The following is a 25,202-nucleotide window of genomic DNA, read 5'->3' on the forward strand; positions in this document are numbered from 1 at the left end:
TTTTTTTTGCCCGAAAATCGTGTGCTGCGCCGCAGCATTCCACCGCCGGGCACGCGCCCCCCTCCCTCTCGCCCGTTGCGGCGCCCGCTCTCGAACACCCGCCCCGGCTGACCGGCGCGCGCCCCTGCTAGAATCGCAGTTTCCGTCGTTTCCGCCGTTCTTCTACAGACCCTATGTCCGCATCCGACCTGACTTCCGTGCAGGCTACGGCGCCGCAAGGCCGCCGCCAGATCCTCGTTACGTCCGCACTGCCCTATGCCAACGGCCAGATCCATATCGGCCACCTGGTCGAGTACATCCAGACCGACATCTGGGTGCGGACGCTGCGAATGCACGGCCACGAGGTCTACTACATCGGCGCCGACGACACGCACGGCACGCCGGTCATGCTGCGCGCCGAGAAGGAAGGCCTCACGCCGAAGCAGCTGATCGACCGCGTGTGGACCGAGCACAAGCGCGACTTCGACAGCTTCGGCGTGTCGTTCGACAACTTCTACTCGACCGACTCGGACGAGAACCGCGTGCTGAGCGAGAGCATCTATCTCGCGCTGAAGGAAAACGGCCTGATCGCCGAGCGCGCGATCGAGCAGGCGTACGACCCGGTCAAGGAAATGTTCCTGCCGGACCGCTTCATCAAGGGCGAGTGCCCGAAGTGCCACGCGAAGGACCAGTACGGCGACAACTGCGAAGTGTGCGGCTCGACCTACCTGCCGACCGAACTGCTGAACCCGTATTCGGTGGTGTCGGGTGCGACGCCGGTGCGCAAGACGTCGACGCACTACTTCTTCCGCCTGTCCGACCCGCGCTGCGAGTCGTTCCTGCGCGAATGGGTCAGCGGCCTCGCGCAGCCCGAAGCCACCAACAAGATGCGCGAATGGCTCGGCGACGCCGGTGAAGCCAAGCTCGCCGACTGGGACATCTCGCGCGACGCGCCGTACTTCGGCTTCGAGATCCCGGGCGCGCCCGGCAAGTACTTCTACGTGTGGCTCGACGCGCCGGTCGGCTACTACGCGAGCTTCAAGAACCTGTGCGACCGCGAGGGCATCGACTTCGACGCGTGGATCCGCGCGGGTTCGACGGCCGAGCAGTATCACTTCATCGGCAAGGACATCCTGTATTTCCACACGCTGTTCTGGCCGGCGATGCTCGAATTCTCGGGCCATCGCACGCCGACCAACGTGTTCGCGCACGGCTTCCTGACGGTCGACGGCGCGAAGATGTCGAAGTCGCGCGGCACGTTCATCACCGCGCAGAGCTACATCGACACCGGCCTAAACCCCGAATGGCTGCGCTACTACTTCGCCGCGAAGCTGAACGCGACGATGGAAGACATCGACCTGAACCTCGACGACTTCCAGGCGCGCGTGAACAGCGACCTCGTCGGCAAGTACGTGAACATCGCGAGCCGCGCGGCCGGCTTCCTGATCAAGCGTTTCGACGGCCGCGTGCAGGACAGCGCGATGAACCACCCGCTCGTCGCGAAGCTGCGCGATGCGATCGCGTCGATCGCCGCGCACTACGAAGGACGCGAATACAGCCGCGCGCTGCGCCAGACGATGGAGCTCGCGGACGAAGTGAACGCGTACGTCGACGGTGCGAAGCCGTGGGAACTCGCGAAGGATCCGGCCAACGCGGTCGCGCTGCACGAAACCTGCAGCGTGAGCCTCGAGGCGTTCCGCCTGCTGTCGCTCGCGTTGAAGCCGGTGATGCCGCGCGTGGCCGAAGCGGTCGAGGCGTTCTTCGGCGTCGCGCCGCTCGCGTGGGCCGATGCCGCGAAGCCCCTGTCGTCGGCGCAGCCGATCAAGGCGTACCAGCACCTGATGACGCGTGTCGATCCGAAGCAGATCGACGCGCTGCTCGCCGCGAACCGCGATTCGCTGCAGGCCGACGCAGCGGGCGCCGCTGCCGCGGGCACGACCGCCGCCAACGCCGCGAAGGACGCGAAAAACGCCAAGGCGAACGCGAAGGCGGTTGCCGCGAACGGTGCCGACGACGCTCCGATCTCGATCGACGATTTCGCGAAGGTCGACCTGCGCATCGCGAAGATCGTCGCGTGCCAGGCCGTCGAAGGCTCGGACAAGCTGCTGCAGCTCACGCTCGACATCGGCGAGGAAAAGACCCGCAACGTGTTCTCTGGCATCAAGTCGGCCTACCAGCCCGAGCAGCTCGTCGGCAAGCTGACGGTGATGGTCGCGAACCTCGCGCCGCGCAAGATGAAGTTCGGGCTGTCCGAAGGGATGGTGCTCGCCGCGTCGGCGGCCGACGAGAAGGCCGAACCGGGCCTCTACATCCTCGAGCCGCACAGCGGCGCGAAGCCCGGCATGCGCGTGAAGTAAGCAGCGCCCGCCGCTACCTGAGCAAGAAAGCCTCGCACGATCCGTGCGGGGCTTTTTTCATGGCGGGGCCGGACCGCGCCCCTTGATCACCGCTGGCTGAACCAGCGATCGAAGCGCCGCGTGTAGTTCAGGTCGACGCCCTGGAACGTGCCGCCATACGCGGACACCGACCAGAAGCGCGTCAGGTTGATGGTCGCCTTGAACGCGTTGCTCGCCGATTGCAGCCCTTGCTCGTAACCGAGCACGAAGCGCTCGTTGATCGCCTTCGAGATCTGCACGACCTGCGCATCGGTCAGGCCGACGTCGCTGCGGCCGATCGAGAATTCGTCGAGACCGATACTCTGCGCGACCCGCTTGCCGGTCGCGCTGCCGAGCAGCGCAAGCGCGGCGGTCATCGCATTCTGCTGGCCGACGTTGTTGCCCTGATCGGTGCCGTGACCGAACAGCAGCCACGACAGCTTCTCGTTGTCGGTGACGTTCGGCTCGGACACGAGCTTGACCGTCGGCGACTGGATCGTGCCGATGACCTGCACGCCGGCCTCGACCTCCTGGTTGCGCCGCATCGCGAGGATGTTGATGCCCGGATTCGACACCGGGCCGTTGAACGTGAAGAACCCGTTCTCGACCGCGAGCTTGCGGCCGAACGACGTATAGGTCGACCCCTCCGTCACGCGCACGTTGCCGACCGCGCGTAGCGGCACGCCCGGCGCGCTCATCACGGTGATCGTGCCGCGCAGCCCGAGGTCCGCGCCGTGGCCCCGGAAGCGGAAGTTGTTGCCGAGGCCGATGTCGATGTTGGCGCGCGGCGCGAGCGACGGCGCCGGCTTTTCGTCGACCTTCTGCGGCTTCGCGACCGCGGTGCCCGTCTGCACGTCGCCGCGCACCGTGCCGTCCGGGCGCACGATCACGACGTCGTCGGACAGATGCGGCGCGCCGTCCTCCGGCAGGTCGAACAGCGCGCGGTCGACGACGAACTTGCCGTCGATCGCCAACGCGCCGCGCGGCCCGTCGTTCGCGACGGTCGCCTTGCCCGACAGCGACAGCTTGCGGTCCGGCGCCGCGAACAACTCGAGCTTGTCCGCGACGATGCTCGCGGTCAGGTCCGGCGCCGCGCCGTCGAGACGCACTCGGCCGATCGCGCGCAGCGTGCCGTCGCCGCCGTGGAACTCGACCTGCTGGAATTCGACGAGGTTCTCCGCGAGCTTCACGCGCACGATGCCGTCCTTCAGCTGCACGCCCTGGTCGACCAGCGTCGCGGACAGGTCGTCGCCCGTGAGGCTCCCCGACACGTTCGGCTTCACCGGCGTGCCCGCGACCGTCAGGTGCAGCGCCGCGCGCCCGCCGAGCAGGTAGCTCGGCCCGAACAGGTTGCCGGTCGCCTTCAGCGACGGAATGTCGGCGTCGATGCGGCCCGACAGCGGACCATCGTCGACGACGCCGAACACGCCGTCGCGCAGCGCGAACGGGACGGTGACGTTCGCGGCGAGCGTGCCGATCCGGTTCGCCTTCGCGAGCGCTACCACGTTGAGCCGGTTGCCGGGTGCGAAGGTCGCGCGCGCGGACAGGTCGGTCAGCCCGAGCGACGCAATGCCGCGGCCGCTCTCGATCGTCACGTCGCCGCCGCGCCGCTTCATCTGCACATGGCCGGTCGCATTCGCGCCGAGCGAGAAGTCCCAGTCGGCATCGAGCACGACGTCGGTACGCACCGGCGGCCGCTGGCCCGTCAGCGCCTGGCGGACCTCGAGGAAACGCGCGACCGATGCATCGCGCACGGAGCCTGCCGAGCGCATCTGGCCGCGATCGAACACGAACGACTTCAGGTCGATCGACGCGCCTTCGAGCGTGAGCCGCGTCGCGCCGAGCGTCACGCGACCGGCACCGGCCGATATGGTGAGCGGCGCCTGCAGCGCGAGCGCCGGCGTGCCGCGGTTCGCGAGGCGCGTGACGGTGCCGTCCCAGCGCATCCCGTCGCGGTTCTCGACCACGCCGCCGTTCGCCGCGAGCGTCAGGTTGATCACGCGGCCGTCGGCGATCCCCATCGCCGACGCATCGAGCGTGTGCTTCGCGCGCGTGCCGTCGAGGTTCGCGCGCAGCGATTTCAATTGCAGCGAGCCGAGCGCGAGGTCGGTCGCGTCGGCCGTGAACACGAGCGCGCCGTGCGCGCCGTCGCGGATGTCGGCGCGGCCCTGCGCGGCGCCGATCCGGTTCGAGCCGACCACGACGTGCTGGGCCTTGTAGGTGCCCGTCACGTTCGGATGCGCGAAGCTGCCGGTCAGCTCGCCCTGCGCCTGCACCAGCCCCTGCATGCCGAAGCCGAGCCGGTCGAGCTGCGGCGCATCGACGACGAAGCGCAGCCGGTCGCCAGGCGCGCCGAAGCTGCCGCGCAGATCGACGTGGTTGCCCGCGATCGACAGGGTCGCGTTGCTCGGCAGGATCCGCGGGCCGGCCAGCTGCACGACGCCGGCGCCGGTCAGCGGCACGCCGTCGTACAGGCTGTCGCCGAGCTTGAAGGTCGCCTTCGTCGACACTTGCGGCGCGAACGCGCCGGAGGCCGTCAGCGTGCCCGATACGCGCGTCTCGCCGTGCTTGACCGGCGCCTTGGTCGCTTTGGCCGCGTTCGCCGTCTTGGCCGGCTTTGCAGCCGTTTTTGCACCCAGCTTGCCGCCAGCCGCACTCGGCGCATTCATCGCGGCGAGCAGCAGCGGATCGAACGCCGTCAGCGTCGCCTTCGCGTCGTAGCTCGAATGCGCGTCGTGGCGGAACACGCCCGTCAGGTCGATACGGCCCTTGCCGGCCGTCACGCGCGCATCGGTCAGCACCGTCTGCTGCGCGGTCAGCGCGACCTTCGCACGCGCGCCGAGCGCGAGCTTCGGATCGTTCAGGTTGAAGTCGACGGTCGTCACGTCGCCCGCGAGCGTCACGCCGAGCGGGCCGCCGAGGCGCATCGGCCGCAATTGCGCGACGAATGCATTGAGGTCGAGATTCGCGACCTGCAGGTCGAAGCGGCCCTTGCCGCCCGTCAGCGTGCCGCTGCCGGTCACGCTGCCGTCGCGGATCAGCTTCACCGCGAGGCCGTCGATCCGCTGCGCGTGCGCGTCGAGATTCACGGTCGCATGCGCGTCGACGACCGGCAGCAGGTGCTCGCCGAGCAAGCCGGGCTTCGCGTTGACGATCGACACGGGGCCCGTCACCGCGAAGCCCTGCGCCGGTGCGGCGCCGGCCGGCGCAGTCACGGGCGCCAGCTCCGCGCGCACCGCGAGATCGGCGGCCGGCGCGCCCGGCGAAATCGCCTGCGGATTCACGTGCTCGAACGCGATCGACGCCCGCGTGAGCGGCACCGCGCCGAACGGCGCGGCCTCGACGTGCGCGCGCCCGTGCAGCTTCATCCCGCTCGCGGCGACGTCGGCGACCAGCGCCTCGAGCGAACCCGATACGTTCGCGCTCGCGTTGACCGCTTCGTCCGCGAGCTTGCCCACGTAGGTCGCGTTGCCCGTCAGCGCGAACGGCTTCACGCCGTCGAGCTTCGCGCGCGCGGTCAGCGCGCCGTACGGCGTGTCGACGCCGTCGAGCGCGAGTTCATGGTGACGGCCGTCGCTGCGGCCGTTCAGCGCGAGATGGTCGAGCTGCGTCGTCGAGCTGCCTTCGTGGATCGCCAGGTGATCGACGCGCAGGTCGTCGATCCGCACCTGCAGCGGCAGGCTCAGGTCCTGCGGTGTCGTGGCCGGTTTCGACGGCCCCGGCACGATCCGCACGTCGATCGTGCCCGCGCGCAGGTACGCGACAGACAGTCGCCACGGCGCGCGGGTCAGCGCCCAGCGGCCCTCGAGCCGGTCGATCCGCACTTCGGTGCCGGCGCCGCCGGGGCTGGTCCACGCGAAGCCGCGCAGCCGCACGCCGGTCGCGAGCGCGCCGCCTTCCAGCGTGCCCGTCAGCCGAGCGCCCAGCACGCGCACGGCCGTCTGCCAGGCGAGCCGCGTGCCGCGCTCGGTCGTCGCGGCGGCCAGCACGAGCCCGACCGCCAGCACGACGAGCAGCACGACCGTCGCGAGCGTCCACGCGACGACCCGGACCGCCCGCCCGCGGCGCGGTGCGCGCGGCGGCGCGTCGGGCGCGCGCTCGGGCGAATCCGGATCGTGAGGCGGCGGCGTGTCGTTCGGGTCCTTCGTCATGCGGTTCGTCGTGGATCGGGCAATAAGGTCAGAAAGCGATGCCGAGCGTCAGGTACGGGCGCACGCTGTGGTTGCGCAGCCCGTACGCGACGTCGACGTTGATCGGGCCGACCGGGCTGCGCCAGCGCGCGCCGATGCCGACACCCGGGTAGAACACCTTCTCGCCCCACGCATCGGTCGCGGTGCCGATGTCGAAGAACGTCGCGGCGCCCCAGTCGCGGTTGAACCAGTGCTGGTATTCGGCGGTGCCCGTCATCAGGTACTTGGTCGGCAGCACGGAGCCTGCGACGCTGTTGCCGATGCTCTGGTAACCGTAGCCGCGCACCGAGTTCGAGCCGCCCGCGCGGAACAGCAGCGACGCCGGCACGCCGGTCGAGCTGCCGCTCGTGAACACACCGCCGAGCTCCGCGCGGAACACGAACAGGTCGCGCTTGCCGATCGGCACGTACTGCTGACCGCGCGCGTAACCGCGGATGAAGGTCTGGTCGGTCAGCACGCCCTTGATCGCGAAGCCGGCCTCCGCGTGGATCAGGTTGCCCGAGCGCGGGAACAGCGGATCGTCGACGTTGCGGCGTGTCCATGACCACTGCGGCACCAGCGCGCGGCTCGTGGTCGGGCCCGCGCCGTTCTGGTCGAGCCGGTCCTGGTAGTACATCAGCGAGTACGCGTAGTCGATGAACTGGCCGGTGCGCGTGCGCTGCGCGCCGATCCGCGCGCTGTAGATGCGCGTGTCCGACACGTTGGTGTTCGTGTACGACGCGAGCACGCTGTTGGTCCACCCTTTCTCGCCGGGCGGCATCGACAGCTGCACCTGGCCATACTGCTGGATCTGGTCGACCCGGCCGGACACGGTGAACGGCCATGCGGCGCCGAACGTATCGAGGTACGTGTACGAGCCCTGCACGTGCGGGCCCGTGTCGGTCGCGTAGCCGACGCCGCCGCGAATGTTGTTGTACGGGAACTCGCTGACCTTCACGTGCACGGGCGTGAGCTCGGGCTTCGACGTATCGTCGCCGACGTCGATCGCGACGCTTGCGTAGTACGGCGTGTTCTGCAGTTGCCGCTGCAGCTCGGTGATGCGCCGCGCGTCGTAGATCTCGCCTTCGGACAGCGGGTTGACGTTCGTGACGATCTTCTCCGGATAGCGGCGCACGCCATCGACATCAACCTTGCCAATCGTAAATGTCGGGCCGCTATCGAACGCGACGGCCAGCGTCGCGCGCTGCGTGCGCGGGTCGATGCGCGCCTCCGACGACGTGATCTTCGCGCCCAGGTAGCGGCGCGACTGCAATTGCTTGAGCGCCTCGCCCTTTGCGGTGTCCCAGCCGGACTGCGTGAACGGATCGCCGGGCTTCAGCGAGAACGCGAAGCGGGTCGCGGTCTCCTGCTTCGGATCCTCGGTGTCGACGGGCCCCTTGAACGTCAGGTCGACCGTCGACACGACGGTCTGCGGCCCCGGATCGACGGCGACGCGCACGTCGCGCTTGCCGTCGCGCGTGCGCACGTCGGTACGCACGACCGGCGAAAAATAGCCGGCTGTCGCTGCCAGGTCGCGAACCTCCTGCGGCGTGGCGGTCACGAGGAAGTCGAACTGGTCGTCGCTGATGTCGTCGCGCTTCGCGAAGCGCGCGATGTCGAGATGGGCCTTGAGGAGCTTGCGGATCGAGCGCGGCGCGTCGATGTCGACGTCGTACTTCGCGTAGGCCGGCAATACGACGCACGCGGCGAGACAGCCCACGACGGCGGCCCGGGCCGCGGTAGCGACGCCGCGCCGCGCGCGATCACCCGCGTGCCGGGCCGCGCGCGGTTCGCGCGGCGCCGCCTCATGCGCCGGATATGCTTGCTGGTTCGCCTGACCCGCCAAATATGACCTCGCCCTCGGTTGTCATGGTTTCGTGGAAAGCCCTGTATTTGACCACAGGGCGGCATCCCTGCCCGCGCCGGCGCCGCTTTGACGCTTGCGCGCAACGACGCGCGTGACCGGCCGGTCACGCGCTGCCAGTCGCGCCGCACGCGCCGGCCAGCGGATTCGACGCGCGATTGCCGCCGGCTGTTCCCCGCGATGCGGTAAAATCCCGCCATCGAGAATCCGGCGCATCGTGCGCCCCCCGAAACGGAAAGCCAAGCCATGCCGTATCAGTCCGACGTCACGCAATTCCTGAATCAGCTCAAGCAACAGAAGCCGACGCTCGAAGCCGAGCAACGCAAGGGCCGCTCCCTGCTGTGGGACAAGCAGCCGATCGACCTCGACGAGCGCGCCGAGCAGCAGGAATCGCGCGTGAAGCAAACGTCCTACGTCTACTACCAGAACTTCTAAGCACGTGAGCGCCGCCGACGAGGCCAGCGCCGCCCCGCAGGACGACGCGATCGCCGCGCCCGCGGGCGCCGATTCGACGCCCGACACGGTCGACGGCGTCGCGGCGTTCGCACGCCTGTACGGCGAGCCGCTCTTCAAGCTGCCGCAGGATCTCTACATCCCGCCCGATGCGCTTGAGATCTTCCTCGAGACGTTCGAAGGCCCGCTCGACCTGCTGCTGTACCTGATCCGCAAGCAAAACTTCAACGTGCTCGACATCCCGATGGCGCAGGTCACCGCGCAATATCTCGGTTATGTCGACCAGATCCGCACGTCGAACCTCGAGCTGGCCGCCGAATACCTGCTGATGGCCGCGATGCTGATCGAGATCAAGTCGCGGATGCTGCTGCCGGTCAAGAAGGCCGATACCGGCGAGGAAGCCGAGGATCCGCGCGCGGAACTCGTGCGCCGCCTGCTCGAGTACGAGCAGATGAAGCTTGCCGCGCAGCGCCTCGACCAGTTGCCGCAGCTCGGCCGCGACTTCCTGCGCGCCGAGGTCTACATCGAGCAGAGCACCACGCCGCGCTTCCCGGACGTCGATTCGAACGACCTGCGCGCCGCGTGGGCCGACGTGCTCAAGCGCGCGAAGCTCGTCCAGCACCACAAGATCTCCCGCGAGGAGCTGTCGGTGCGCGAACACATGAGCCTGATCCTGCGCCGGCTGCAGAATGCACGCTTCATGGAGTTCGCCGACCTGTTCGACACGTCGCGCGGCGTGCCTGTCGTCGTCGTGAACTTCATCGCGATGCTCGAGCTCGCGCGCGAATCGCTGCTCGAGATCACGCAGGCCGAACCGTTCGCGCCGATCTACGTGCGCCTCGCCTACCTGCCCGCGTAACGCGCGCCGCCGCGCCCGGGTCGTCCCCGCGCACCGCCCCACACCTCCACGCACTGCATTGCGCCGCCGGGCCCGCCCGCACGGCCGGCCAGCGGCACGCCCGATTAAAAAGTGAACGATCGTTCTTTTTTCGATGCACCCGGCGGCCAAATCCTCTACAATCCGCCGACGCCCGATGCGCCGCCCGCGCGCCGGCGTTCTCCGCTTCGACCCCGACGCCGCTGTTGCGGCGCCAACGCGCGCATGCGCGAGGAACCCGCTACCCGATCATGAAAGTCATCAGCTCGATCCAGGAACTGCGCGACCAGTTGCGCGGCCAGAACCGCACGGCGTTCGTGCCGACGATGGGCAACCTGCACGAAGGTCACCTGTCGCTGATGCGCCTCGCGCGCCAGCACGGCGACCCGGTCGTGGCGAGCATCTTCGTCAACCGGCTGCAGTTCGGCCCGAACGAGGATTTCGACAAATATCCGCGCACGCTGCAGGACGACATCGAGAAGCTGCAGAAGGAAAACGTCTACGTGCTGTTCGCGCCGACCGAGCGCGACATGTATCCGGAGCCGCAGGAGTACCGCGTGCTGCCGCCGGACGACCTCGGCGGGATCCTCGAGGGCGAGTTCCGCCCCGGCTTCTTCGCCGGCGTGTGCACGGTCGTCACGAAGCTGATGTCCTGCGTGCAGCCGCGCGTCGCCGTGTTCGGCAAGAAGGACTACCAGCAGCTGATGATCGTGCGCCGGATGTGCCAGCAGCTCGCGCTGCCGGTCGACATCATCGCGGCCGAGACGGTGCGCGACGAGGACGGCCTCGCGCTGTCGTCGCGCAACCGCTATCTGACGACCGACGAGCGCAAGGAAGCACCCGAACTCGCGAAAACGCTGCAGCGCGTGCGCGACGGCGTGCTCGGCGGCGAACGCGACCTCGGCAAGCTCGAGCAGACTGCGCGCACGCACCTGGCCGAGCGCGGCTGGGCGCCCGACTACATCTCGATCCGCCGCCGCGCGAACCTGATCGCGCCGAGCGCCGCCGAACTCGAAGCCGGCGAGCCGCTCGTCGTGCTCGCGGCCGCGAAGCTCGGCGCGACGCGCCTGATCGACAACCTGGAAATCTGACGGGCCGCCCGCCCTCGCCTCTCACGCATCACGGAGATACCATGCAGCGCCATATGCTCAAATCGAAGATCCACCGCGCGGCCGTCACGCACTGCGAGCTGCATTACGAAGGCTCGTGCGCGATCGACGAAGACCTGCTCGAAGCGGCGAACCTCGTCGAAAACGAACGGATCGATATCTGGAACATCAACAACGGCGAGCGCTTCTCGACGTATGCGATCAAGGGCGAGCGCGGCAGCGGGATGATCTCGCTGAACGGCTCGGCCGCGCGCCGCGCCCAACTCGGCGACCTCGTGATCATCGCGGCGTTCGCGATGGTCGACGAAGCCGAGCTGCAGGCCGGCTGGAAGCCGAAGCTCGTGTTCATCGACGAAGGCAACAAGATCAAGGGCCACCGCGATCACGTGCCGACGCAGAACTGGACCTGATCGAGGCGGCCGTCGGCGTGTCGCGACACGCTGGCTTGTTGTATCGCGGCGCGCCGCGCGCCGTGGCGGCCGTGTCGTGTAGCCGTAGACGTAGACGTACGAAGGGCCTGATCCGGCGCGATGCCGGATCAGGCCCTTCGTCATTCGATCGGGTTCGCCGCTTCGCCGCCGCGGGGTTGGGCCGGGTTCGGCCCAGCCCGGTCAGGACGCCTTGCCGACCTTCTCCGCTTTCGGCGCGCGCCGCTCGGCCCATTCGACGATCGGCCGCCACTGCTCGAGATCCTTCTCGACGCGGCTCTTCGCGACGTCCCACAGCGTCAGGCCGTGCGCGGCGATCTGCACGTAGTTCTGCGTGTCGCGCACATAGCCGAGCACCGGCAGCCCGAGCCCCTCGACGAAACGATGCAGCTGGTCGGACGAGCGCGTGCGCGCGTCGACCCGCATCCCGACGATCCCGACCTCGACGCTGCCCTTGCGCACGGCCTTCTCGCCGGCGAGGCGCTCCAGAAACTGCTGGGTCGCGAGAATATCGAACATCGACGGCTGCAGCGGCACGATGACCTTGTCGGCGAGTTGCAGCGCGACGCTGAGCCGGTTGCCGTGCAGGCCGGCCGGCGTGTCGATCACCGCATATTCGAGGCCGCGCGGCGGCTTCGACGGCGCGTCCGGATCGAGCGCCCACGCCTCGATCGCCGGCAGACCGGCCGGCCGCAGGTCGAGCCACGCATGCGCGGACTGCTGCCGATCGAGATCGGCGAGCGCGACCCATGCGCCCTGCGCCGCGAAATAGCCGGCAAGATTGGTGGACAGCGTGCTCTTCCCCACGCCGCCCTTCGGATTCGCCACCACGATGACCGTCATGAATTCCCCCAAAAAGCCGCGCGGCGCCTGCCGCCTCGCAGGCGCCGCTCGATTGCGGATACAGGGAGCGATGATATCGGCAAACGGGGGGTCACCGGAACGGGTCGCGCCGATGCCCGCCCCGTTTATGCGGCCCGCGTCGCGGTGCGCAGTGCGCCGAGCGCGAACGCGCCGCCGCCCAGCAGCGCCTGCACGGCCAGCGTGACGGCCCAGAACGCCGGGTATTCCCAGCCGCCGTTCGGCGACCCGAAGCTCCAGCCGTTCGGCAGATGCGCGGACACCGCGCCGAGCATGAACGGCAGCAGCACGAGCGCGACGACGCGCACGCGGAAGCCCGCCAGCAACGCGAGGCCGCCAGCCAGTTCGACGAACGTCGTCACGTACGCGAGCCAGCCCGGCAGGCCGATCGACGCGAAGAACTGCGCGGTGCCGGGCAGCGTGAAGACGAACACCTTCTGCGCGACGTGCGCGAGATACAGCACGCCGAGTGCGACACGCAGCAGCGTCGCGCCGAGATCGTTCAGGCGATTGGGGTTCATGGCGAATTCCTTGTGAGTGGCTGAGAATGGATTGCACTCTATTCGAATCGATTCGGCCGATAAACACGCGCCAACGCTTTAATTGATTCCCAATGAGAACGAATCAGGCCGTAAAAAAGGGCATGACCGATCATGCCCTGCGTCCTGTCTCGCCTACGCCTGTCAGCCGCCGCTCTTGCCTTGTGTCGCGTCGCCCGAGCCGGCCGGACCGCCACCCGGTGCATACGAGTCGCACGCATGCGCAAGCGCCGACGCGCCCAGCAGCGCCGCGAGCAGCACGCTCAACCACCATCGAGCCTTCATCGTCGCGCTCCTTCGGGCGGACCTCCGCCCACCTGTGAGTTGTACGCGATCCTGCGCAAAATGCCAGGCCGGCCGCGCCGCGCGTCAGCGGAACTCGGCGTACAGCGCGCGCAGGTCGAGATGCTCGGCGAACGAATCGGCCAGCCGCTCCAGCGACGCTTCGCGCAGCGCCGGGTAGTCGATGCGTTCCGCGCCGTCGAGCCCGGCCCACGCGAGCAGCACCGCGCACGCGTCAGGTGCATCGAACAGCCCGTGCACGTAGGTCGCGAGGATCTGCCCGTCGGCCGACACCGCGCCGTCCGGGCGCACGCCATCCGATGCGCCGCCCGCCGCCAGCGTCAGCGCGGGTGCCGCGAGCGCCGGCCCGCGCGTGTCGCCCATGTGGATCTCATAGCCGTGCACGGCGGCCGCGCCGGGCAGCGCGAGATGCCCGGTCACGTTCTTCAGCGTCTTGTCCGGCTGCAGCGTCGTGTCGAAGTCGAGCAGCCCGAGCCCCGGCACGCTGCCGGGCGCGCCCTCGAGGCCCAGCGGATCGTCGAGCGTGCGGCCAAGCATCTGCATCCCGCCGCAGATGCCGATCACCTTGCCGCCATAGCGCAGGTGCCGGCGGATCACCGTGTCCCAGCCCGCGTCGCGCAGCCATGCGAGATCGCGCTGCACGCTCTTCGAGCCGGGCAGGATCAGCAGGTCGGCGTCCGGCACCGGGCCGCTCTTCCAGTACGTGCACTCGACCTGCGGATGCGCGCGCAGCGGATCGAAATCGGTGTGGTTGCTGATCCGCGGCAGCGCGGGCACCACCACGCGCAGCACGCCGGCGTCGCCGCGCGCGGCGGCGCTGCGCGCCTGCGACGGCAGCATGTCCTCGGCGTCGAGCAGCAGCCCGTGCAGGTACGGCAGCACGCCGAATACCGGCTTGCCCGTCTGCGCGCGCAGCCAGTCGAGACCCGGCTCGAGCAGCTTGATGTCGCCGCGAAAGCGGTTGATGACGAAACCGCGCACGCGCGCGCGCTCGCTGTCAGACAGGCACGCGAGCGTGCCGACCAGGTGCGCGAATACGCCGCCGCGATCGATGTCGGCCACGAGCACGACCGGGCAATCGACGCGTTCGGCGAAACCCATGTTCGCGATGTCGCCTTCGCGCAGATTGATCTCGGCCGGGCTGCCCGCGCCTTCGACGAGCACCGTGTCGTAGCCGGCGCGCAGCCGCGCGTATGATTCGAGCACCGCGTCGAACGCGACCGGCTTGTAGTCGTGGTACGCACGCGCATCGAGGTTCATGCGCGCCTTGCCGTGAATGATCACCTGCGCGCCGCGATCGCTCGTCGGCTTCAGCAGCACCGGGTTGAAATCGGTATGGGGCGCGACGCCCGCGGCGAGCGCCTGCAGCGCCTGCGCGCGGCCGATCTCGCCGCCGTCGGCCGTCACCGCGCTGTTCAGCGCCATGTTCTGCGGCTTGAACGGCGCGACGCGCGCGCCCGCGCGGCGCGCGAGGCGGCACAGGCCCGCGACGAGCGTGCTCTTGCCCGCGTCGGACGTCGTGCCCTGGATCATCAACGTGCCGCGCGGCGGCGCTTCGGGTGCGTTCATCGTGTGCAAGGTCGTGGCGAAGCAAAGGCCGCATTATCGCCCGCGCCGCCGCGCGCGCGCCGTTACAATCACGCGATGATTTCGCACGACCTCACCTTCGTCCTCGGCGGCGCGCGTTCGGGCAAGAGCGCGCACGCCGAGCGGCTCGCCGCCGACAGCGGCCGCTCCGTCACCTATATCGCGACCGCAACCGCGAGCGCCGCCGATGCCGAGTTCGAACAACGCATCGCGCATCACCGCGCGCGCCGGCCGGCCGACTGGGGCTTCGCCGACGCGCCCGTCGACCTCGCCGGTACGCTCGCGCGGCTCGACGATCCGCGCGCGTGCCTGCTCGTCGACTGCCTGACGCTGTGGCTCACGAACCTGCTGTGCCCGCTCGACGGCCAACCGCTCGACGACGCGCAGTACGCGGCGCAGGTCGAGCGGCTCGAACACGCGTTGCGCAACGCGCGCGCGAAGGTGATCGTCGTCAGCAATGAAATCGGGCTCGGCGTCGTGCCGCTCGGATCGGTCACGCGCCGCTACGTCGACGAGCTCGGGCGCCTGAACCAGCGCATCGCCGCGCTCGCGACCCGCGTGACGCTGCTGGTGGCCGGGCTGCCGCTCGAGCTCAAGGCCGGAGCACCGTCATGCTGATGCTGTCGCTGCCCGTCGTCGCGATGCTCGCGGTCGCGGCCGTGATCGTCGATCGCATCGTCGGCGAACCGGCCGGCTGGCATCCGCTCGTCGCGTTCGGCCGGCTCGCCGGCCGCATCGAAGCCGCGCTGAACACGGGCCGGCGCGGCCGCGTGGTCGGCGTCGCCGCATGGGTCGCGGCGGTGGTGCCGCCGGTGGCCGTCGCCGCGTGGCTCGCGGCCGTGCTGCCCTGGCCGCTCGCGGCCGCGCTGCACGTCGTGCTGCTGTGGTTCGCGCTCGGCGCGAAGAGCCTCGCCGATCACGTCGCCCCGATCGCCGCCGCGCTGCTGCGGCACGATCTCGACGCCGCACGCGCGCTGACCGCGCGCATCGTGTCGCGCGACACGAGCGAAGCCGACGAAGGCGCGCTGTCGCGCGCGGCCGTCGAATCGGCGCTCGAGAACGGCAACGACGCGATCTTCGGCGCGCTGTTCTGGTTCGTGGTCGCGGGCGGCCCCGGCGCGCTGCTGTTCCGGCTCGCGAACACGCTCGACGCGATGTGGGGGTACCGCACGCCGCGCTTCCTGACCTTCGGCTGGGCCGCCGCGCGCCTCGACGACGCGCTCAACTGGATTCCCGCCCGCCTCACCGCCGCGAGCTACGCGCTGCTCGGCGATACGGCCGCCGCGTGGCGCTGCTGGCGCACGCAGGCACGCCACTGGGACAGCCCGAACGCCGGCCCCGTGATGGCCGCAGGCGCCGGCAGCCTGAACGTGCAGCTCGGCGGCCCGGCCGTCTATCACGGCGAAATCGAAGACCGTCCCGCGCTCGGCACCGGCGCGAGCGCGACGGCCGTGCACGTCGTCGCCGCGCTGTCGCTCGTCACGCGCACGCTCGCGCTGTGGCTCGCGCTGCTCGTCGCGAGCGGCGCACTCATCCTCGCTACCCATCATGTCTGACGCACGCATCCCGCATGGCGGCAACCTGCACGAAGCCGCGCGCCGCCACGGCATTCCGCACGACGACTGGCTCGACCTGTCGACCGGCATCAATCCGGTCGGCTATCCGGTGCCGCCGGTCCCGGCCGACGCTTGGCGCCGGCTGCCCGACGACGGCGATGCGCTCGCCGCGTGCGCGGCCGGCTACTATCACGCGCCCGATGCAGCACACGTGCTGCCGGTCGCCGGCAGCCAGGCCGCGATCCGCGCGTTGCCCGCGCTGCTGCCCACCGGCGACGCCGGCGTCGCGGCACTCGCGTATGGCGAATACGCACCTGCCTTCGCGCGCCACGGCCATCGCGTCGTGCCGCTCGACATCGACGCGAACATGTTGCCGGCAACGGTGCGTCACGTCATCGTCGGGAATCCGAATAATCCGACCGCTGAATGCGTGCCGGTCGAACGGCTGCTCGGCTGGCATGCGCAGCTGTCGGCACGCGACGGCACGCTGATCATCGACGAGGCCTTTTCCGATACGGGCGCCACGCCATCGCTCGCGCAGCACACCGATCATCAGGGTCTGGTCGTGCTGCGCTCGGTCGGCAAGTTCTTCGGGCTCGCCGGCATTCGCGCGGGCTTCGTGCTCGCGCATCCGGACCTGATCGCCGCGCTGCGCGACGTGCTCGGCGCATGGACCGTCAGCGGCCCCGCGCGTCACGCGGTCACCGCCGCGTTCGCCGATCGCGCATGGCAGGCGGCCGCGCGCGAACGGCTCGCAACTGACGGCGAACGACTCGCCGCGCTGTTGCGCACGCACGGCTTCGCGGTGCACGCGACACCGCTCTTCAGCTGGACCGACGACCCGCGCGCCGCCGCGTTGCATGCCGCGCTCGCCGCGCGCGGAATCTGGACGCGGTACTTCGCGCAACCGTCGAGCGTGCGCGTCGGCCTGCCGGGCTGCGAAGCCGAATGGCGGCGGGTCGCCGGCGCGCTCGCGGAATGCGTCCCGATGCTGCAACAGGCATCCGTATGAATGCTCGCCTGTTGCGCCTGTTGCGCCCGCTGCTGCCGCTCGCGACGCTGGTCGCGCTCGTGCACGCGCCCGTCGCGCACGCCGACGTCACGGCCCGCGACGATGCAGGCAATACCGTCACACTGCCCGCCCCGGCGCAGCGCGTGATCAGTCTCGCGCCGCATGCGACCGAACTGGTCTACGCGGCCGGCGGCGGCGCGAAGCTGGTCGGCACGGTCACGTACAGCGACTATCCCCCCGCCGCGCAGGCCGTGCCGCGCGTCGGCGACAACAAGGCGCTCGACCTCGAGCGGATCGCCGCGCTGAAGCCGGACCTGATCGTCGTCTGGCGGCACGGCAATGCCGAACGGCAGACCGATGCGCTGCGGGCGCTGCACATCCCGCTGTTCTTCAGTGAACCGAAGCACCTCGACGACGTGGCGACGTCGCTGCGCCAGCTCGGTACGCTGCTCGGCACGGCACCGGTCGCCGACGCGGCCGCGGCATCGTTCTCGCGCGACATCGCGGCGCTGCGCGCACGCTACGCGGCGCGCGCACCCGTCACGATGTTCTTCCAGGTATGGGACCGGCCGCTGACGACGCTCAACGGCGCGCACCTGTTCAACGAAGTCATTACGCTGTGCGGCGGCCGCAACGTGTTCGCGGCGCTGAAGCCGCTCGCGCCGAGCGTCACCGACGAGGCCGTGCTCGCGGCCAATCCGGAAGCGATCGTGACGACGAGCGCCGGCGCGACGCGCTCGGACGCGCCGCTGCCGAACCTCGCGCGCTGGCGCGCATGGCCCGCGCTGACGGCCGTGGCGCGCAACAACCTGTTCGCGATCGACGGCGATCTGCTGACCCGGCCGTCACCGCGGATCGCACAAGGCGCGGCCGCGCTGTGCGAGGATCTCGAAGCGGCGCGGGCGCGGCGGCCGGCGCGCTGATTTCCGGCTTCCACGCGCTTCCGCGCTTGCGCACTTGCGCACTTGCGCACTTGCGCACTTCAGGCGAGCATGCGCTTCGCCTACGCGTCCCAGTGGACGACTTCCCACGTGCGCGCGGCATCATCCCTGCGCAACCACACGACACCGGCCGTCGGCACCGGCCGCGACAGCAGCGTATCGAGCGGCACACGCAACGCGTGCGCGGCGAGCACGCGAATCACGCCTGCATGCGTAAGTACCCATTGCGGCGCGTCGGTCGGCGCGACCGCGTCCGCAGTCCGCGCGACACGCTCGGCGAACCGTGCAACGCTTTCGCCGCCATGCGCGCACGCATGCATCAGGTCGGCCGCCCACGCATCGAGCGCGGCGCGGTCGATATCGTCCCAGCGCTGCAGCTCCCACGCGCCGAAGTCCATTTCCTGCCAGCCTGCGTCGCGTCGCAGCGGCACGTCCAACTCCTGCGCGAGCCGCTCGGCGACCGACGCGCAGCGTATCAGCGGGCTCGTCCAGACCTGCTCGGGCAACGGCGCCCCAAGCGCCGCCAGGCGCTCGCGCACGGCCCGCGCGCCCGCGTCGGCCGACGCGGCGAGCGGCACGTCGCTGCATCCGTAACACACGCCCGGCTCGATATCGACGGCCGGATGGCGAATCAGGACGAGATCCATCCGAGCACCACCAGATAGATCGCGAGTTCACTCAGTTGCTGCGCGAAGCCGAGACAGTCGCCGGTATAACCGCCGATCCGCTTCACGAAATAGCGGGCCGCCCATGCCCGCACGAGCACGAGCGCGACGAAGGCCGCGACGCCCGCGCGCCAGTCCGGCCACAACAGCCACGGCAGCCCGAATGCGGCCGCGACCCAGGCCGCGCGCGCGCCCATGCGCTGCGCGACCGGCTTCGCCTTGCCCTCCGGCCGAACGTAGTCGAGCGACATCAGCAGGCTCACGGCTGCCGCCCGGCTCGCCGCATGCGCGGCGACCATCGTCCACGCGGCGCGCAGCGGCGGCATGGCCGCGAGCGCCTGCCATTTCAGGCCGAGCGTGATCACGAGCGCGGCCGCGCCGAACGTGCCGATGCGCGAGTCGTGCATGATCCGCAGCACGTCTTCGCGCGTATAGCCGCCACCGAACGCATCGCAGCTGTCGGCCAGGCCGTCCTCATGGAACGCGCCGGTTGCGAGCAGCGTCGCGGCCATCGACAGGCCGACCGCGATCGACGCGGGCAGCACGCGCAGCGCCGCAAGATAGACGAGCGCGCCCCACGCGCCGACGCATGCGCCGATGAGCGGGAAGTAACGCGCGGCCTGATCGAGATCGCCGGCCGCATAGCCGATCGCGCGCGGCACCGGCACGCGCGTGAAATAGCCGAGCGCGACGAAGAAGTAGCGCAGTTCGGCGCGTACGCCGCCGCGCGCGCGCTCAGGCGTCACGATTGTCGACGCCCGCGGATTCGAAGCTCGCCATCTCGGTGAGGAACGCGGCCGCCGCGCGCACCAGCGGCAGCGCGAGCGCGGCGCCCGTGCCTTCGCCGAGCCGCAGGTCGAGCGCGAGCAGCGGCTTCGCACCGAAATGCTCGAGCATGCGCCGGTGGCCGGCCTCGTGCGACGCATGCGAGAACACGCAGTAGTCGCGCACCCCGGGCGCGATGCGCTCGGCGACGAGCAGCGCCGCCGTCGCGATGAAGCCGTCGACGAGGATCGTCATCCGCTCGCTCGCGGCCGCGAGATACGCGCCCGTCATCATCGCGATCTCGAAGCCGCCGAACGTCGCGAGCACGTCGAGCGGCGCGATCGCGTGCGAATGCCGGACCAGCGCGCGGCCGAGCACCGCGCGCTTGTGCGCGAGCCCCTGGTCGTCGAGGCCGGTGCCGCGCCCCACGCACGCGTCGATCGGCACGTCGAGCAGGCGGCTCATCAGGCACGCGGCCGACGACGTGTTCGCGATCCCCATTTCGCCGAAGCCGATCACGTTCGTGCCGAGCGACGCGTGCAGGCGCACGCGCGCGGCACCAGCCGCGAGCGCCGTCGCCGCCTCGTCGCGCGTCATCGCGGGTTCGGCCGCGAAGTTGCGCGTGCCGTGCCCAACCGGCAGCGACACGAGCCGGTCGGATACCGGCAGCGGCGACGCGACGCCCGCGTCGACGATCTCGAGCACGCACTGCGCGACACCCGAGAACGCATTGATCGCCGCGCCGCCGGCCAGGAAGTTCGCGACCATCTGCGCGGTGACCGCCTGCGGATACGGGCTCACGCCCTCGGCCGCGATCCCGTGGTCGCCGGCGAACACGATCGTCACGGGACGCTGCACGTGCGGCCGCTCGGTGCGCTGGATCAGGCCGATCTGCAACGCGATCGCCTCGAGCTGGCCGAGGCTGCCGGGCGGCTTGGTCTTGTGATCGATCACATGCTGCAGGCGCTTGCGCAGCGCGTCGTCGAGCGGCGCGATCGCGGGCGGGAAGTCGGTCGGATTCGTCATCGGAAGGTTTACCTCGTTGGCGCGGCCGGTGCCGCGCATCGAAAGAAGGAAGTTCATCGCCGCTCGGGCCACGCGGGCAGCAGCGCGTCGCGACCGTTCTCGCGGATCAGCACGAGCGGGTAGCCGAACGCGTCGCTCGCGCGCGCCGGCGTCAGCACGTCGTGCACGGGGCCCGCCCACGCATGGCCGCGGCCGTCGAGCAACAGCGCGTGCGTCGCGAAACGCCGCGCGAGATTCAGGTCGTGACACGAGAACAGCACCGTGCGCGGGCCCGCGTCGAGCCACGTGCACAGCGCGGTGAGGCCATCGATCTGGTGATGCAGGTCGAGATGGGCGAGCGGCTCGTCGAGCAGCATCAGCGGCGCGTCCTGGCACAGCGTCGCGGCCAGCGCGACGCGCTGCCGCTCGCCGCCCGACAGCGACAGCACGTCGCGCGACGCGAGCGCGCTCAGCCCGAACGTCGCGAGCGCATCGCGCGCGGCCGCGCGGTCGCCGTCGCGCTCCCAGCCCCAGCCGCCGAGATACGGAAAGCGGTTGAGCAGCACCGTGTCGAATACGGTCGCGCTGAACGCGTCGTGCAATTGCTGCGGCATCAGCGCGCGGCGCCGTGCGAGCTGTTCGGGCGGCCACGCGGCGAGTGGCACGCGGTCGATCTCGACGTGACCGCCGGCCGGCTGCCGCAGGCCCGCGAGCGTCGCGAGCAGCGTCGTCTTGCCGGCGCCGTTCGGCCCCGCGACGCACCAGATCTCGCCGGGCCGGAACGCCTGCGTGAAGCCGTCGAGCAGCGTGCGTTCGCCGGCCTTCAGCGTCAGGTCGACCGCCGCGCAGGTCATGTCGCCGGCGGTGTGCGGTGCGGCGTGCGTCATCGCATCGGTCTCCTCAGCAACATCCACAGGAACACCGGCACGCCGATCAACGCGGTCATCACGCCGACCGGCAATTGCGCCGGTGCGATCGCGGTGCGCGCGAGCAGGTCGGCCGCCATCACGCCACCGCCGCCCGCGAGCATCGCGGCGGGCAGCAGCATGCGCTGGTCGTTGCCGAACGCGAGCCGCAGCGCGTGCGGCACGACGAGGCCGACGAAACCGATCGTGCCGGCCGTCGTCACCGCGGCCGCGGCGGCCAGCGACGCGACGAGGTAGATCCGCATGCGCAGCCGCGCGACCGGCACGCCGAGCGCGAGCGCGGTCGCGTCGCCGCGCAGCAGCACGTTGAGTTGCGGCGCGGCCGGTAGCGCGACGCATGCGGCCAGCAGCAGCGCGCCCCATGCGAACCAGGGTGCCGTCACGCCGTTCAGGTCGCCCGTCAGCCAGAAGATGATGCCGCGCAGCCGTGCATCGGGCGCGAGCGACAGCAGCAGCGTGACGAGCGCGCCCCACCCGGCCGCGATCACGACACCCGTGAGCAGCAGCCGCGGCGACGCGTCGCGCGAATCGCCGCGCCCCAGCTCGCGGCGAGCAAGCCCCAGCACGAGCGCGACCGACACCAGCGCGCCGGCGAACGCGGACGCATCGACGAGCCACCACGCGGCGCCCGCGATCATCGCGACGAGCGCGAAGCCGGCCGCCCCGCCGGATACGCCGAGCACGTACGGCTCCGCGAGCGGATTGCGCAGCAGCACCTGCAGCAGCGCACCGGCCAGCGCGAGCAGCGCGCCGCAGGCGAAGCCCGCGAGCGCACGCGGCAGCCGCAGCGTGCGCACGATGTCGGCGAACAGCGCGTCGCCGCCGTGCGGCACGAGCGATGCGAGCGCCTGCCACGGCGACATCGGCACGCTGCCGATCGACAGCGACGCGACGAACAGCAGCGCGACGACGACCGCGAGCGCGGCCCAGATCGACGCGGCACGCGCGGCGCTCATGCGGGGCACGACATCGTGCATGACGCACGATGTCGTCGCTTGTCGCCGTTGCCGGCCGTGCGCGGCACGGGCATCGCGCCGCGGCGTGTTGTAGGCATACGCAAGCTCGTCATCCTTGTTGAGCAGGTTGTTGATGTGTGCACGGACGACCGGTGGCCCCGAACAGCAGCGCGACCACGGCCACGAGCGCGGCCCCGATCGACGCGGCACGCGCGGCGCTCATACGGTGCACGAGGCGTCGTCATCGCGCGCCGCAGGATTGACGACACCGTCGTCGCAACGCCGCGTGCCGCCCGAGTCATTGTGCGCACGGCTCAGGCGCCACGCGCCGCCGAACGCGCAATTCACCGCCATCGACGCACGATACCGCGTGCGGCGATCGCCCCCGAATCCGCGTTTCGCCGCTCGCGTCGCGCGACGTGGCGGCAGCTCCCGCGTCGGTCGAGCCGACGCGACACCACCGCACAGATGGCCGCGCACCCGGCCGCGATCCGGCGAGCCCCACGTTCGCGCGGCCGACGCTCTGCGCAATATAGTGGAAGCCGCCCCATCGGGTCGATCGGCGTCGCGCTGGCGTCACCGTCAAGCACGATCGGCTCGGCAACGGCGCCTTTCGGCGGCAACGGTGCGTCGGTACACCGCGCGACGAATCGCGGCGCCACGTGACGCGCGACGTGCGACGTCGCCGCTCCGGGCGGATCGGCGTACGCCGCAGCCCGCGCGACGGCGGCAAGCGGCACACCGCGGCGCGCACCGAACGCCGGTCGAACGATTGGGGTCAGCATCGAAGACAAGTCCCGTGATGCACTGCGCGCCCCGCTTCCCCGCAGGCCGCGCGTCATGAAGCCGCAGGCTCCTCGCCTCGGCCGGTATCCGGGCTGGCGGCGTGCCGGCTCGCCTTCCCGCGCGTTTCACGCGCAGTGGCCCGCGCCCGCGTGCGACCTGCACGCGAAACGCGCCCGAGCCGGCCTGCGTCATGCGACGCGGCCGCTTACCGTTGCGGGGGCAGCGCAGGTTGGCGATCTCCGTGCGGAGCACGCGCCCTGCTTCCCGTTTAACCGCGCGACGCACGCGCGAGCACCGAGGCGGCGCCAGTTTAGGAGCGGGCCGCACGAGCGTCAAGAAAGCGTCCGGACGCATGCCGGGAGCGCGTCGGACGCGCATATTCGCGGCAAGAAGCGGGGGTGTTACGACTGGAAACGTTACAGATGTCGGAATGCGCGTTATTCCGCGCTAAAATGCTGGGTCTTTAGAGGACGCAGCAGATGCTCAACGAACTCGAAACTTTATCTCAAAATATTGGCCGTCTGATCTCGCTGAACAAGCGCTATCACTCGGAACGGCTCGCGCTCGAGGAGCAGGTCGCGCAAATGCGCGCGGAAGCGGACACCGTCCGCGCGGAACTCGCGCAACTGCGCGACGAACGCAATGCACTCGCGGCGGAGCGCGACACGCTGTCGGCAAAGATCGACGACGCCCAGGTCAAACTGAACGCGATTCTCGAAAAGCTGCCGCGCACGAAGAGCGCCGAGCAGGCCGACAACCAGCTCGATCTGCTGGATGCGCAGGCGCGGCCGGATAGCGACGACGCGGCCAGCCACGGAGAACATGCATGAGCACCAAGCAGATCGAAGTCTCGATTCTCGGTCAGCCCTATCGGCTCGCCTGCTCGGCCGAGACCGAAGCAGCGCTGCTCGAGGCCGTCGCGCGCGTCGATGCCGAAATGTCGAAAATCCGCTCGAACAGCTCGGTGCGCGGCACCGATCGCATCGCGGTGATGGCGGCCTTGTCGCTCGCATCCGAATTGCTGCGACTGCAAACGAGCGTGCGGCACGGTGAAGCATTTCCGGCGGAAGAAATCCGTCGTACAATGCACCAGATGAACGAACAGCTCGGCGCGGTGCTCGCACAGCACGAGACGCAGTAACGTTTGATCGATGCGTCGATTCCCCTTGATCTCGGCGATCAACGGTGGTCAAATTGGCGCAACGAAACACAGTTCAGTCAGCTTCCCTGCCTGGTTCGCCAAGGTCATATATTCCTTGAACCAATGCCATGTGCACGGTTGCGGAAATTTGTAGCACGGGCGCGCGCGTCACTCTGTCTGATGTACCCGAAGTGCTGCTAACTGCGACCAATTCTGAACCTCAGGTTCAGGATGCCGGCCTAGCGGCCAAGGTGGGGACCTATTCAACGGCATCGGGGCTTCCCGATGCCGTTTCCTTTTCAAGGTCTGTCTGCATGCAGAACGCGTGTGCAGACAGACCGTCACGCCCTTTCTGCATCGATCACGATCCATGCAATACTGGCTGATGAAGTCCGAACCGGACGAAGCAAGCATCGACGATCTCGCCCACGCGCCGCAGCACTCGCTGCCGTGGACCGGCGTGCGCAACTATCAGGCGCGCAATTTCATGCGCGACACGATGAAGATCGGCGACGGTGTGTTGTTCTATCACTCGAGCTGCCCCGAGCCGGGCATCGCGGGCCTCGCCGAAGTGTCGTCGACGCCCTACCCCGATCCCACCCAGTTCGATCCGAAAAGCCCGTATTACGATCCGAAGTCGACGCAGGAAGCACCGCGCTGGCTGCTCGTCGACGTACGCTTCGTGAAAAAGTCGCCGCTCGTGCCGCTCGCCGCGCTGCGCGAACACGACGAACTCGCCGACATGCGCGTGCTCGCACGCGGCAACCGGCTGTCGATCACGCCCGTCACGCGCGCCGAATGGCGCTTCATCACCGAAAAGCTGATGAAGTAGGCGCACGCAGCAGGCGCGCGCAGCAGGCGCGCACGAGCCAAACGTCAAATCCCGTCAACACGCGCACCGCCAC

The 25,202-nt window shown here is 69.8% G+C and carries 24 protein-coding genes, 1 other RNA gene and 1 riboswitch; of the genes, 13 read left to right on the forward strand and 12 right to left on the reverse strand.

Features of this window, described 5'->3' with window-relative positions:
• Nucleotides 1–173: 173 nt before the first annotated feature.
• Nucleotides 174–2,336, forward strand: coding sequence for a methionine--tRNA ligase (gene metG / locus FFI87_RS12655; protein ID WP_138847324.1), 2,163 nt, complete (start codon nt 174–176; stop codon nt 2,334–2,336).
• An 86-nt stretch (nt 2,337–2,422) separates the two neighbouring features.
• Here the strand turns inward: metG and FFI87_RS12660 are convergent, their stop codons facing one another.
• Nucleotides 2,423–6,505 carry a translocation/assembly module TamB domain-containing protein gene (locus FFI87_RS12660; RefSeq protein WP_138847323.1) on the reverse strand — a complete coding sequence of 1,361 codons (4,083 nt, stop codon included), beginning with the start codon at nt 6,503–6,505 and terminating at the stop codon, nt 2,423–2,425.
• A gap of 28 nt (nt 6,506–6,533) precedes the next feature.
• Nucleotides 6,534–8,369 carry an autotransporter assembly complex protein TamA gene (locus FFI87_RS12665; protein ID WP_138847322.1) on the reverse strand — a complete coding sequence of 612 codons (1,836 nt, stop codon included), beginning with the start codon at nt 8,367–8,369 and terminating at the stop codon, nt 6,534–6,536.
• A 264-nt stretch (nt 8,370–8,633) separates the two neighbouring features.
• On the opposite strand from FFI87_RS12665, the gene FFI87_RS12670 reads away from it, so the two are divergent.
• From FFI87_RS12670 to panD, 4 genes are all read left to right on the forward strand, one after another.
• Nucleotides 8,634–8,822 carry a DUF3460 family protein gene (locus FFI87_RS12670; RefSeq protein ID WP_006761252.1) on the forward strand — a complete coding sequence of 63 codons (189 nt, stop codon included), beginning with the start codon at nt 8,634–8,636 and terminating at the stop codon, nt 8,820–8,822.
• 4 nt (nt 8,823–8,826) lie between these two features.
• Nucleotides 8,827–9,699 (forward strand): segregation and condensation protein A, encoded by an 873-nt coding sequence (locus FFI87_RS12675; protein ID WP_006754526.1) that lies wholly within the window; start codon nt 8,827–8,829, stop codon nt 9,697–9,699.
• A 269-nt stretch (nt 9,700–9,968) separates the two neighbouring features.
• Nucleotides 9,969–10,808 (forward strand): pantoate--beta-alanine ligase, encoded by an 840-nt coding sequence (gene panC, locus FFI87_RS12680; RefSeq protein ID WP_012364461.1) that lies wholly within the window; start codon nt 9,969–9,971, stop codon nt 10,806–10,808.
• A 41-nt stretch (nt 10,809–10,849) separates the two neighbouring features.
• Entirely contained in the window at nt 10,850–11,236 is a 387-nt protein-coding gene (gene panD, locus FFI87_RS12685; protein ID WP_006754524.1) for an aspartate 1-decarboxylase, read from the forward strand.
• Between the two features lie 201 nt (nt 11,237–11,437).
• Here the strand turns inward: panD and FFI87_RS12690 are convergent, their stop codons facing one another.
• From FFI87_RS12690 to FFI87_RS12700, 4 genes are all read right to left on the reverse strand, one after another.
• A complete protein-coding gene (locus FFI87_RS12690) occupies nt 11,438–12,097 on the reverse strand; it encodes a ParA family protein (protein ID WP_012364463.1) in 660 nt (219 codons plus the stop codon).
• A gap of 125 nt (nt 12,098–12,222) precedes the next feature.
• Entirely contained in the window at nt 12,223–12,636 is a 414-nt protein-coding gene (locus FFI87_RS12695; RefSeq protein ID WP_138847321.1) for a DoxX family protein, read from the reverse strand.
• 162 nt (nt 12,637–12,798) lie between these two features.
• On the reverse strand, nt 12,799–12,939 hold the full coding sequence (locus tag FFI87_RS34460) for a hypothetical protein (RefSeq protein WP_012364465.1): 141 nt from the start codon (nt 12,937–12,939) through the stop codon (nt 12,799–12,801).
• Nucleotides 12,940–13,023: 84 nt separating this feature from the next.
• Nucleotides 13,024–14,526, reverse strand: coding sequence for a cobyric acid synthase (locus FFI87_RS12700; protein WP_138847320.1), 1,503 nt, complete (start codon nt 14,524–14,526; stop codon nt 13,024–13,026).
• A 75-nt stretch (nt 14,527–14,601) separates the two neighbouring features.
• On the opposite strand from FFI87_RS12700, the gene cobU reads away from it, so the two are divergent.
• From cobU to FFI87_RS12720, 4 genes are read left to right on the forward strand one after another with little or no spacing between them, the layout of a single operon-like run.
• The gene (cobU, locus tag FFI87_RS12705) at nt 14,602–15,162 is read left to right on the forward strand and encodes a bifunctional adenosylcobinamide kinase/adenosylcobinamide-phosphate guanylyltransferase (RefSeq protein ID WP_138847319.1); all 561 of its coding nucleotides are present in this window, start codon (nt 14,602–14,604) and stop codon (nt 15,160–15,162) included.
• Nucleotides 15,156–16,100, forward strand: a complete 945-nt coding sequence (gene cbiB, locus FFI87_RS12710) for an adenosylcobinamide-phosphate synthase CbiB (protein ID WP_138847318.1) — start codon at nt 15,156–15,158, stop codon at nt 16,098–16,100. Before cobU ends, cbiB begins: the two co-directional genes overlap by 7 nt.
• Nucleotides 16,093–17,112, forward strand: a complete 1,020-nt coding sequence (gene cobD, locus FFI87_RS12715) for a threonine-phosphate decarboxylase CobD (protein WP_138847317.1) — start codon at nt 16,093–16,095, stop codon at nt 17,110–17,112. The genes cbiB and cobD overlap by 8 nt, the downstream gene beginning before the upstream one ends.
• Nucleotides 17,109–18,035 (forward strand): cobalamin-binding protein, encoded by a 927-nt coding sequence (locus FFI87_RS12720; protein WP_138847316.1) that lies wholly within the window; start codon nt 17,109–17,111, stop codon nt 18,033–18,035. The genes cobD and FFI87_RS12720 overlap by 4 nt, the downstream gene beginning before the upstream one ends.
• 80 nt (nt 18,036–18,115) lie before the next feature.
• On the opposite strand, the gene cobC is transcribed toward FFI87_RS12720, so the two are convergent.
• From cobC to FFI87_RS12750, 6 genes are all read right to left on the reverse strand, one after another.
• On the reverse strand, nt 18,116–18,700 hold the full coding sequence (cobC, locus tag FFI87_RS12725; RefSeq protein WP_138847315.1) for an alpha-ribazole phosphatase: 585 nt from the start codon (nt 18,698–18,700) through the stop codon (nt 18,116–18,118).
• A complete protein-coding gene (locus tag FFI87_RS12730) occupies nt 18,685–19,464 on the reverse strand; it encodes an adenosylcobinamide-GDP ribazoletransferase (RefSeq protein ID WP_138847314.1) in 780 nt (259 codons plus the stop codon). Before FFI87_RS12730 ends, cobC begins: the two co-directional genes overlap by 16 nt.
• Nucleotides 19,454–20,509, reverse strand: a complete 1,056-nt coding sequence (gene cobT / locus FFI87_RS12735) for a nicotinate-nucleotide--dimethylbenzimidazole phosphoribosyltransferase (protein ID WP_138847313.1) — start codon at nt 20,507–20,509, stop codon at nt 19,454–19,456. Before cobT ends, FFI87_RS12730 begins: the two co-directional genes overlap by 11 nt.
• A gap of 53 nt (nt 20,510–20,562) precedes the next feature.
• The gene (locus tag FFI87_RS12740) at nt 20,563–21,375 is read right to left on the reverse strand and encodes an ABC transporter ATP-binding protein (RefSeq protein WP_138847312.1); all 813 of its coding nucleotides are present in this window, start codon (nt 21,373–21,375) and stop codon (nt 20,563–20,565) included.
• The gene (locus FFI87_RS12745) at nt 21,372–22,370 is read right to left on the reverse strand and encodes a FecCD family ABC transporter permease (protein ID WP_006750004.1); all 999 of its coding nucleotides are present in this window, start codon (nt 22,368–22,370) and stop codon (nt 21,372–21,374) included. The genes FFI87_RS12740 and FFI87_RS12745 overlap by 4 nt, the downstream gene beginning before the upstream one ends.
• Nucleotides 22,371–22,714: 344 nt before the next feature.
• On the reverse strand, nt 22,715–23,155 hold the full coding sequence (locus tag FFI87_RS12750; protein ID WP_138847311.1) for a hypothetical protein: 441 nt from the start codon (nt 23,153–23,155) through the stop codon (nt 22,715–22,717).
• Between the two features lie 61 nt (nt 23,156–23,216).
• Nucleotides 23,217–23,470: riboswitch (cobalamin riboswitch) on the reverse strand.
• A gap of 165 nt (nt 23,471–23,635) precedes the next feature.
• On the opposite strand from FFI87_RS12750, the gene FFI87_RS12755 reads away from it, so the two are divergent.
• The 4 genes from FFI87_RS12755 (at nt 23,636) to FFI87_RS12770 (ending at nt 25,129) form a co-directional block, all read left to right on the forward strand.
• The gene (locus FFI87_RS12755; protein ID WP_006750007.1) at nt 23,636–23,986 is read left to right on the forward strand and encodes a hypothetical protein; all 351 of its coding nucleotides are present in this window, start codon (nt 23,636–23,638) and stop codon (nt 23,984–23,986) included.
• Complete coding sequence (locus tag FFI87_RS12760) at nt 23,983–24,297, forward strand: cell division protein ZapA (protein WP_006478091.1); 315 nt, start codon at nt 23,983–23,985, stop codon at nt 24,295–24,297. The genes FFI87_RS12755 and FFI87_RS12760 overlap by 4 nt, the downstream gene beginning before the upstream one ends.
• 80 nt (nt 24,298–24,377) lie before the next feature.
• A non-coding RNA gene (gene ssrS, locus FFI87_RS12765) (6S RNA) lies at nt 24,378–24,559 on the forward strand.
• 108 nt (nt 24,560–24,667) lie between these two features.
• On the forward strand, nt 24,668–25,129 hold the full coding sequence (locus FFI87_RS12770; protein WP_006750008.1) for an EVE domain-containing protein: 462 nt from the start codon (nt 24,668–24,670) through the stop codon (nt 25,127–25,129).
• Nucleotides 25,130–25,202 lie beyond the last annotated feature (73 nt).

This window comes from Burkholderia sp. KBS0801, assembly GCF_005937855.2.
Classification (GTDB): Bacteria; Pseudomonadota; Gammaproteobacteria; order Burkholderiales; family Burkholderiaceae; genus Burkholderia; species Burkholderia ambifaria.

What these genes read in the sequence shown, in the direction of transcription:
- metG (WP_138847324.1), top strand. Translation starts at nt 174, where the DNA reads ATGTCCGCATCCGACCTGACTTCCGTGCAGGCTACGGCGCCGCAAGGC.
- FFI87_RS12660 (WP_138847323.1), bottom strand. Translation starts at nt 6,505, where the DNA reads ATGACGAAGGACCCGAACGACACGCCGCCGCCTCACGATCCGGATTCG.
- FFI87_RS12670 (WP_006761252.1), top strand. Translation starts at nt 8,634, where the DNA reads ATGCCGTATCAGTCCGACGTCACGCAATTCCTGAATCAGCTCAAGCAA.
- panC (WP_012364461.1), top strand. Translation starts at nt 9,969, where the DNA reads ATGAAAGTCATCAGCTCGATCCAGGAACTGCGCGACCAGTTGCGCGGC.
- panD (WP_006754524.1), top strand. Translation starts at nt 10,850, where the DNA reads ATGCAGCGCCATATGCTCAAATCGAAGATCCACCGCGCGGCCGTCACG.
- FFI87_RS12690 (WP_012364463.1), bottom strand. Translation starts at nt 12,097, where the DNA reads ATGACGGTCATCGTGGTGGCGAATCCGAAGGGCGGCGTGGGGAAGAGC.
- FFI87_RS12695 (WP_138847321.1), bottom strand. Translation starts at nt 12,636, where the DNA reads ATGAACCCCAATCGCCTGAACGATCTCGGCGCGACGCTGCTGCGTGTC.
- FFI87_RS34460 (WP_012364465.1), bottom strand. Translation starts at nt 12,939, where the DNA reads ATGAAGGCTCGATGGTGGTTGAGCGTGCTGCTCGCGGCGCTGCTGGGC.
- FFI87_RS12700 (WP_138847320.1), bottom strand. Translation starts at nt 14,526, where the DNA reads ATGAACGCACCCGAAGCGCCGCCGCGCGGCACGTTGATGATCCAGGGC.
- cobU (WP_138847319.1), top strand. Translation starts at nt 14,602, where the DNA reads ATGATTTCGCACGACCTCACCTTCGTCCTCGGCGGCGCGCGTTCGGGC.
- cbiB (WP_138847318.1), top strand. Translation starts at nt 15,156, where the DNA reads ATGCTGATGCTGTCGCTGCCCGTCGTCGCGATGCTCGCGGTCGCGGCC.
- cobD (WP_138847317.1), top strand. Translation starts at nt 16,093, where the DNA reads ATGTCTGACGCACGCATCCCGCATGGCGGCAACCTGCACGAAGCCGCG.
- FFI87_RS12720 (WP_138847316.1), top strand. Translation starts at nt 17,109, where the DNA reads ATGAATGCTCGCCTGTTGCGCCTGTTGCGCCCGCTGCTGCCGCTCGCG.
- cobC (WP_138847315.1), bottom strand. Translation starts at nt 18,700, where the DNA reads ATGGATCTCGTCCTGATTCGCCATCCGGCCGTCGATATCGAGCCGGGC.
- cobT (WP_138847313.1), bottom strand. Translation starts at nt 20,509, where the DNA reads ATGACGAATCCGACCGACTTCCCGCCCGCGATCGCGCCGCTCGACGAC.
- FFI87_RS12740 (WP_138847312.1), bottom strand. Translation starts at nt 21,375, where the DNA reads ATGACGCACGCCGCACCGCACACCGCCGGCGACATGACCTGCGCGGCG.
- FFI87_RS12745 (WP_006750004.1), bottom strand. Translation starts at nt 22,370, where the DNA reads ATGAGCGCCGCGCGTGCCGCGTCGATCTGGGCCGCGCTCGCGGTCGTC.
- FFI87_RS12750 (WP_138847311.1), bottom strand. Translation starts at nt 23,155, where the DNA reads ATGCTGACCCCAATCGTTCGACCGGCGTTCGGTGCGCGCCGCGGTGTG.
- FFI87_RS12755 (WP_006750007.1), top strand. Translation starts at nt 23,636, where the DNA reads ATGCTCAACGAACTCGAAACTTTATCTCAAAATATTGGCCGTCTGATC.
- FFI87_RS12760 (WP_006478091.1), top strand. Translation starts at nt 23,983, where the DNA reads ATGAGCACCAAGCAGATCGAAGTCTCGATTCTCGGTCAGCCCTATCGG.
- FFI87_RS12770 (WP_006750008.1), top strand. Translation starts at nt 24,668, where the DNA reads ATGCAATACTGGCTGATGAAGTCCGAACCGGACGAAGCAAGCATCGAC.